Source organism: Peribacillus muralis (assembly GCF_001439925.1).
GTDB lineage: Bacteria > Bacillota > Bacilli > Bacillales > DSM-1321 > Peribacillus > Peribacillus muralis.
In genome coordinates this window covers 25,316-33,507 of the sequence record NZ_LMBV01000028.1, presented here as the reverse complement: position 1 = coordinate 33,507, position 8,192 = coordinate 25,316, and the positions used below count along the sequence as shown (strand labels likewise).

The following is an 8,192-nucleotide window of genomic DNA, read 5'->3' as shown; positions in this document are numbered from 1 at the left end:
AACGACCGTTAAAAAAGGCACAAAGCTAACGGTAACTGGAAAAGCGGCAAATGGATGGCTAAAGGTAAGTATAAAAGGCCAAACAGGTTATGTTAGCAGCAAATATGTTAAGATATCAAATCCTTCATCTGACACCATTCAGGTTGTTGCAAAGCCTGAAAGCATACCAGTGCTAGTCAATAAAAAAAATAAATTACCAGAAAACTATGTTCCAAAAGACCTAGTGTATACGTCGATACCGTTCACTTTCAAAGAAAAGACAGAAAAAAGAAAAATGCGAAGTGAAGCATCTGCTGCCATTAGCAAATTATTTGCGGGATCCAAGAAGCAGGGGGTAAGTCTTCTCGGTGTATCTGCATACAGATCACATGCCACACAAGCTGCTCTATTTGATTATTATGTAAAAAGGGATGGGTATGAAAAAGCAATTACATACAGTGCCTTACCTGGAACAAGTGAGCATGAAACAGGCCTTGCTATTGATGTGACAGGAGGTAATGGTAAATGCGCGGCGCAGGATTGCTTTGGAGGTACCAAAGAAGCAAAATGGCTGCAGGCACATGCCGATGATTATGGCTTCATAATCAGATACCCTAAAGGCAAAGAATCGGTTACTGGTTATAAATATGAACCATGGCATCTTCGATATGTAGGCAAATCGATTGCTCAAACCATCATGAGCCGTGGAATTACCCTTGAAGAATATTATTCTACGAAAGCCGTTCAAAACTAAACAGATTATAGTGTTTCCAGTGCACAAACTTCTATCATGATAGCCTCATCAAAACCTTGATGAGGCTATTTAGTATATAACCTTACCTAAAAACGAAAATGTACGTTCAGGGTAAGGGTTTATTTGTGAGTTTTGGAGCTTTACTTGTGAGTTTAGCACTTTTACTTGCGAATTCGTGTTTTACTTTCGTTTGTGGTTCCCTTCATGAAATTATGTATGTATTTACGGGGTAGAAAATCGCATCCAGCCGATTCTGATATTTGCTGTAATCACATCCGACAGTGGCAATGATCGTCATTAGCTAACGGGGTAAAAACGATTGAAATATCTGTTGCAGTATGATACATTAAATGGAAATCAGAGGTGAACAATATGCAGTCCTTTAAGAGTTTTTCCCAGTCACAATTACATCATCATATCAAGTAGTCTTGCTATTCGATTTTTAAAAAATCGGCATATAGGAAGGCTATTTATCTTTAAACCGCATGGATTAAGTTATAAAACTTAAATCTAGTGCGGTTTTTTTATTTTCAAGAAAAATTGGAGGTAATGACCAATGAAAAAAATGGATTATCAAAACGTAAAGGGAACTCAAGATTACTTACCGGATACAGAGGTGATACGAAGAGGCATCAGAAGAACAATAGAAGACGTTTTTATCCAGTATGGATGTAAGCCATTGGAAACACCTATTTTAAATTACACAGAATTGCTAGCTTCCAAGTATGGCGGGGGTGCAGAGATATTAGCGGAGATGTATACATTACAAGACAGGGGAGAAAGAGAGTTGGCCCTGCGATACGACCTCACCATTCCCTTTGCCAAAGTAGTGGCCATGAATCCGGGCATAAGGAGGCCTTTTAAAAGGTATGAGATAGGTAAAGTGTTCAGGGATGGCCCGATAAAAACTGGAAGGCTTCGTGAATTTACACAATGCGACGTAGATATTGTAGGAGTTAAATCTCAAATTGCTGAAGCGGAATTAATGGTGATGGCACTAGATGCATTTCGCAATCTTGGTTTAAAGGTAATCATTCAATATAATAATCGGAAATTATTAACGGGAATGCTTGAAGCATTTGGTACAGCAAATGAAAAGATCAATAAAGTGATATTAATCCTTGATAAACTTGAAAAGGTTGGATTGGAGGCTGTTACGGTTGAGCTGACGGAACAGGGGCTGCAGCCTGCAACCATCCATTCGATTAATCAATTCTTAGTCGATGATAATAAAAGTTTAGGCTACTTTGCACCCTTCACTGAACGAAATGAACAAGTTAAGCAAGGATTAGCCGAATTAAAAGAGCTGGAAACTTTTCTAGAATTCCTCGGTGTTGATAAGCAATGTACATTCAATCCATTTTTAGCAAGAGGGCTGGAGATATATACTGGTACGATTTATGAGATTTTTTTATCCGATAAAAGCATTAAGTCAAGTATTGGCAGCGGCGGAAGGTATGATAACGCCATTGGGGGACTGATCGGAACGAATGAGAGCCATTCAACAGTGGGCATTTCATTGGGTCTGGATGTTATTTATACGACCTTACTATCATCGAAGGAAACAATTGTGGAAAATCCTGATGTCGATTTTTATGTGATACCGATAAATACCGAAAAACACTCATTATTAGTGGCAAGGAAGCTAAGAAATGAAGGGTATAAGGTGGAGTTTGAAATGGGAAATAAAAGAATCGGCAAAGCGTTAGATAAAGCAAACAAAGAGAAATTTCGCCACGTTATCATCATTGGAGAAGACGAAGTGAACAATAATCAAATTAAAATCAAAGATATGTTCTCTGGTGAAGAAAGAATGGAGTTTTTTCCATTTAATAAATGATAATGAAGAAAAATCAAAACAATGAAAGTATGCTTTGCAACCGACCTTTTGCTTAACAGAACTTTTTGAAGCAGAATTCCTTTGCAGGTGTGCGATAAATCCTCTTCAATAGGGACCAACCTCCGAACCATGAATACAAACATTTTCAGATGTTATAGTGGATGAATGTATTAACCAAGTTCTAAACTGGAGTACTGTTGATGAAAAGAAAACTAGAGACATAACTGAAAGGGCTATTATTTGTTAAAACTAACTTATTTGGAACACAAATCTGTACACCATAATATAGAGGAAGGTGGGAGAAGATGGTCAATCTAATGTTGAAACGCGGGCTAGCAATCATTTCCCAATGTAAAAGGGAAACGGGTGACATTTGGCAAGCGCATTTTGGTGCGGCGGCCATTGCTGGTCATTTTTTTGTGAAGGATAATGAATTGACTGGAAGTCTGGCTCACCATATATTCTCTCAGATGGAATCAATGGTTGAGAGCAATTTTATTACTGTTGGAAAATGGCATGTTTCGGGGGGCGAATTAGAGATAGTTGAAAACCTCATACTTCAATCACTTGATAAAACGATTGATCGACTCCATTGGGTGGGTCATAACGTCATTTATGGCGCCATTAGTTTATTGGCCATTCATGACCTGAAAGAAAGCGGGGAAGGTGCAGGCGACGACCTTTCGGGAATAGCGGATCTCATTCTTTCATTCGAAAACTCAATTCCTGGACGATCATGGATTGGTTTTTCGGCTTCTGAAGTCAAAAGAATGAAAATAACAAAAGAAGATGGCATGCCCGTAATTGAGAACGCAAAGCAACTCTCCCATTTCGTGCTGGAGGAATTGGCACAATTTCCAATCATATATCGAGCGGAATCGCACCATGACTTGATAGGCCACATGATTACTTTTTCCCATGCATTAAACATTTTATTTGATGCTGGCCATGTTTCTTTATTCAAGAGAGGATTGTCGCCTTTGTTCAAACTGATTAAAGTTCTTCGAGGCAGCCGGGACGTCAAACCAGGAGATGAGATAAAGCTATTCTCACCCATTGATCATTTGCCCTTGCAAAAGGCAGTGAGATCTGAATTGTTGCCAACGGAGTGCGGATTTTGGACAAACGACTATAGCAGGAATAGTTGGGATTTTGGACATATCTTTAAATTTCCTTTTAGTTTTTATGACCATTTAAGACGAGTGGAGAGAGTAAAGGATCAATACATAGAGAATTTTCGCTATATGATCAATCAATGATTGTTCCAGCTAATACTGATCAGAGTATAAAGGGCAAAATAGAAGATTTAATGAGCGGGACGAAGCAGGTTAGGAATACGACACATCAGCTTCAAGGAATAGGCTAACATAGTGGGTTAAGTGGGAAAAACGTGTCCTGATTTAAATTCAAGACACGTTTTTCCTTATTTTAGCTTAATAGAGTTGTTTATTGATAGGTTAGTTAAGTACACGTACGGCTTTTACGAAACGGGGTCCCCAGTAGGAATTGTGGATGTTTGCATAAGAAACGCCGTTTGATGTGGAAGCATTAAGCATTTGTCCATTACCAGTATAAATGCCTACATGATTAATTACGCCATCATTATTCGTATCAAAAAATACTAAATCTCCTTTTTGAAGGTTGCTCGAAGATACGGATACACCTGCACGTGATTGGGCCAATGAAGTTCGTGGCAAGGAAATGCCGGCAGCCTGAAATGCTTTTAAAGTGAATGAAGAACAATCAAAAACATCAGTGCGTGATGTGCTTGCACCGAACACATACTTAGCCCCCAAGTATTTAGCACCAGCAGTCAAAACTTGATTCGCTTTGGATGATTTCGTCGATATGGATGTTTTTTTTGCTGCAGAGGATACTGCCTTTCCTGATACACGGATGGTTTGGCCGATTTTAATGCGATTTGCATTGCTGATCGCTGGATTTAACTTAAGTAATGCATGTAGCGATAGGTTATATTTTTTTGCAATGGTAGATAAACTATCCCCAAGTTTGACCACATATTTTTCTGTAGTCCCCTGATTCACTTTCTTGTCGTTGTTAAGAGTAGTGGTCGTGATTTTCAAGACTTGTCCTGGGAAAATGAGTGATCCCGTCAATTGGTTTACGGATTTTAATTGTTGGACCGTCAGATTTTTTGCTTTGGCAATTTGACCAAGGGTGTCGCAAGGTTTGACTGTATAAGTACCGCTTGAACCGCTTTTGCTGGCGTTAGAGCTAGTTGGAATGGCTTTTCCGGAAACAATGATCGCTTGGCCAATATAAATGCGATCTGAATTCGTGATTTTTGGGTTTAATTTAAGTAAGGCACTAAGGGAAAGGTTATGTCTTTTGGCGATGGTAGATAGACTATCCCCAAGTTTGGCGACATATTTCTTTGTCGTAGCGCTACTTGTATTCGTATTGTTGGTAAGGCCATTAACCTTCAAGACTTGCCCGGGATAAATGAGGCTGCCAGTCAAACGGTTAGCGGATTTTAATTCCAGGACAGTTGTATGATTGGCTTTGGAAATTTTATCAAGGGTATCTCCAGATTTAACTTGATAAGTACCCGCGTAAGCTGAACCGCTCGCGAATAGGGACCCAACAATGGTTCCCGCAAGAATAATAGAGTTTTTCGAATTGTTCATTTAGGAAAGTTCCTCCTGATGTGGTAAATAAATATGTAGCTTTTATAATTATAAAGCTATGGGAGGGAAAAACCATGATAATTCAAGTAAAATATCATTTTTGAACATTTCAATTATTTCATTTGTTTACTCTTTGCTTAGGCTCAATACGAAACTTCCTCTTATTTTAAAGAGGAACATGCAAAAGGACTGGTACAAGTCCAAAACCAATTTTCACATGGAAGGAATGATTCCGGAATATATAAGAGAGGGTGAAAGTGGCAACAAAGATCAGAAACAAGGCTATTGTCTGTGATTTTGCATCTATTCAAAAATCGATGCAAAAGGGAACAGGAATGTGTCCAATCAGTGGAGTGAGGGTGTTCCTTAATTTGATTTCTGACCGCTACACGGTATGATTAAGGTGGTAGTAGAAAATGAATTGTTAAGGTGAGGTAACGATGAAGAAAATTATAAAATATGGTCTAATAAGTATCGTAGTTGTCTTATTGATTGTTTTTGGCGGATTTTATATTTGGTCTGAACAAACGTATAAGCCATCCGAGCAGTTGCATGATTCAGTCAACGAAAAAGAATGGCAGGTTCAAAAAGGCTTCATCACCCTTGAGCCTAATAAAAGCAACGGGACAGGGATTGTCTTGTATCCAGGAGCTAAAGTGGAGCCTGAAGCCTATGCATACTATGGAAAACAGTTGGCAGCGGAAGGATACACGGTGATGATCGCGGATGTTGCCTTCCATTTTGCACTTTTGGACGTGAACAAGGCAGCGGAAGCTAAAAAGCTATATCCGCAATTGAAACAGTGGTATATCGGTGGACATTCCCTCGGAGGAGTGGCGGCCGCTTCCTACGCTTATAAAAATCAAGATGAAGTGGCAGGGATTATTTTCCTCGGTTCCTACCCAAGTGAGTCAAGTGACTTTGCCGATACAGATATGCCCATCCTCTCTCTATATGCTGAATATGATGGTCTTTCTACGGTAGAAAAAATTAATGAAACGAAACACTTGTTATCAAAAGAAACGACCATGCATGAAATCAAGGGAGGGAATCACGCTCAATTTGGGATGTACGGAAAACAAAAAGGGGATAAGGAAGCAAAGATCTCCGCTATCGAGCAGCAAAGGGAAATGGTCCTGACTACAAAAACATGGCTTGAGAATCAAGAGAAGAAGTAAAAGTGTCTACAGATTGAGGGAAGGGTATCCCCCTTCCCTTTTTAATTTGAGCTTAATATTGTCTATACACATAAGGATCATCAGGTTCTGCAATTTTACTTTGTGATGATACTTTTAGAATCGGAATGGTTTTCTTGAATGGCTGATAATAGACCGTTTCTAGTTTACCCGTCACAGAATACCACTCATCATTTTTAGGGTCCATCCCTTCAGGAAATTCAATTAGCATACCGAATGCCCCAGAGTTCGCGACACAATGAATGACCCCGAAGCGAAACAGAAATACTTGATTTTTGGCTAGGTCTTCCGAGTGAAACGAAAATCCCTTTAATGTAATTTGTTTACCGGTGAACTTTCCCGGGGAGTAGTAGATAGCTTCTAAATCGGTAAGGTAGTTTTTATCGGTCAACCGAAGGCTATCATGCGTGCTTAAGCTTTTGAGCGAATGATCCATTAACGTTAAATAGTCATCCTTGCCGTAATAAAGGCTAGTGTCCGTCTGCAGGAATTGATGCTGGCTATATTCATCCGAGTCGTCGTACACAGGGAAATGGAAGCCTTTTTTTTCGACGATATTGGAGTCCATTGTGGCAACAGGCAAAAAGAGGTCAGTGAAGATGGGAAGCGAAAAGAGGATATACGAGATGGCCTTACTGCTTGGTTCCTATCAATTGCGTATTTCAGCTTTTTCTTGATGATATCGGCTGTCCTTTCGTGGCTGGGATTGAAAGGATTACCAGTTTTCGTTATTATCTTATTCTTTGGTGCCCCGTTACTGTCGATGGCCCCAGAGCTTATGTCTACTTTTTACAATAACTGGATCTATTCTTGGCTACCGATGCGTTTTATGGTTGACGGACTGCGTGAGTTATTTTTCTTTGACAAAGGTCTAAGCTGGAATCATCCTACAGCTGTTTTAGTAGGCATTGGCATAGGCAGTCTTACCGTTTTGTTGGCTTCCGGCCTAAAACCGGGAACAAAAAAAGAAGCAGAGTCGCAAACAAGCATGTAAAGGAAGCTGTTAAAATGGCATGACCAAAAGGTTTCGGAATGGTTTTCCTTCCGAGGCCTTTTTCATGTTTCAGCTGTAGGAAAATATTGAGTTCATTCGTGCAAATAATTAACTTAAAATATGTATATTGACGTATAGTTAAATGTTAACCCTACCTATGGTTCGACTAATTCAGTATTCCAGAAATTCGATGTCGCAAGGAATAATTGGCGAGGGAAAAGAAGGGATTAGAAAAACCCCTTATAGGGGCTTTTTTCTGGTCAGAACCGGTAGGGCATTGGAGAGTGCCAATGGTTTGGGGGACAAGGATGTGGAGGGCAAGGATTATGCGGCACTCCACAAATGAGGTTCTGCGTGCAGCACTCATTCACTACTGATTGAGTATGCGGGAAATAATGTTTGTACGTGTTCACATGTTTGTTCACCGTTTTTGTATGCGATGGATGGATAACAGGTATTACCGTGTTCGATACGTTTGTATTAACGTATTGCTTTGTCGGTGAAACCTGCGGTGGGTCATATTGAGTGGGACTAACATTGGGCGGACAATATTGCGGCGGGCAATGCTGTGGTGGACATTGACCCCAGTTTGGCTGTTGCCATGAGTTATTTTTCATTTCTAAACCTCCCATTTATATTAAGTCATGATTATTTTATGTTAATTAATGGAAAATGAACTGAAGTGGATGCCTATTTTCCAGACATAATGTCTAATAGGGTTGAATGGCATTGCAAAAAGGAGATAGTGAATTACCATTGAAGGATACTATAAGTATGGTAG

7 protein-coding genes and 1 pseudogene are annotated in these 8,192 nt (G+C 39.6%); 5 read left to right on the top strand and 3 right to left on the bottom strand.

Annotated features, from left to right (window positions below; genetic code table 11):
* From ASU00_RS21330 to ASU00_RS21320, 3 genes are all read left to right on the top strand, one after another.
* The coding region (locus ASU00_RS21330) for a D-alanyl-D-alanine carboxypeptidase family protein (protein ID WP_152983812.1) at positions 1 to 733 on the top strand (733 nt) is incomplete at its 5' end.
* Positions 734 to 1,289: 556 nt separating this feature from the next.
* Complete coding sequence (locus tag ASU00_RS21325) at positions 1,290 to 2,573, top strand: histidine--tRNA ligase (protein ID WP_057915477.1); 1,284 nt, start codon at positions 1,290 to 1,292, stop codon at positions 2,571 to 2,573.
* Positions 2,574 to 2,878: 305 nt separating this feature from the next.
* The gene (locus ASU00_RS21320; protein ID WP_057915476.1) at positions 2,879 to 3,832 is read left to right on the top strand and encodes a hypothetical protein; all 954 of its coding nucleotides are present in this window, start codon (positions 2,879 to 2,881) and stop codon (positions 3,830 to 3,832) included.
* Between the two features lie 198 nt (positions 3,833 to 4,030).
* Here ASU00_RS21320 and ASU00_RS21315 read toward each other — a convergent pair whose 3' ends face one another.
* Complete coding sequence (locus ASU00_RS21315; protein ID WP_082630551.1) at positions 4,031 to 5,221, bottom strand: C40 family peptidase; 1,191 nt, start codon at positions 5,219 to 5,221, stop codon at positions 4,031 to 4,033.
* A 440-nt stretch (positions 5,222 to 5,661) separates the two neighbouring features.
* Here ASU00_RS21315 and ASU00_RS21310 point away from each other — a divergent pair, with 440 nt between their 5' ends.
* Positions 5,662 to 6,399 carry an alpha/beta fold hydrolase gene (locus tag ASU00_RS21310; protein WP_057915475.1) on the top strand — a complete coding sequence of 246 codons (738 nt, stop codon included), beginning with the start codon at positions 5,662 to 5,664 and terminating at the stop codon, positions 6,397 to 6,399.
* Positions 6,400 to 6,451: 52 nt separating this feature from the next.
* Here ASU00_RS21310 and ASU00_RS21305 read toward each other — a convergent pair whose 3' ends face one another.
* The gene (locus tag ASU00_RS21305) at positions 6,452 to 7,018 is read right to left on the bottom strand and encodes a TIGR03943 family putative permease subunit (RefSeq protein WP_330219559.1); all 567 of its coding nucleotides are present in this window, start codon (positions 7,016 to 7,018) and stop codon (positions 6,452 to 6,454) included.
* 33 nt (positions 7,019 to 7,051) lie between these two features.
* Here ASU00_RS21305 and ASU00_RS26430 point away from each other — a divergent pair.
* A pseudogene (locus ASU00_RS26430) lies at positions 7,052 to 7,411 on the top strand (phage infection protein); the annotation flags it as partial.
* Positions 7,412 to 7,671: 260 nt separating this feature from the next.
* Here ASU00_RS26430 and ASU00_RS24775 read toward each other — a convergent pair.
* Complete coding sequence (locus ASU00_RS24775) at positions 7,672 to 8,028, bottom strand: CotD family spore coat protein (RefSeq protein WP_082630546.1); 357 nt, start codon at positions 8,026 to 8,028, stop codon at positions 7,672 to 7,674.
* Between the last annotated feature and the right edge of the window lie 164 nt (positions 8,029 to 8,192).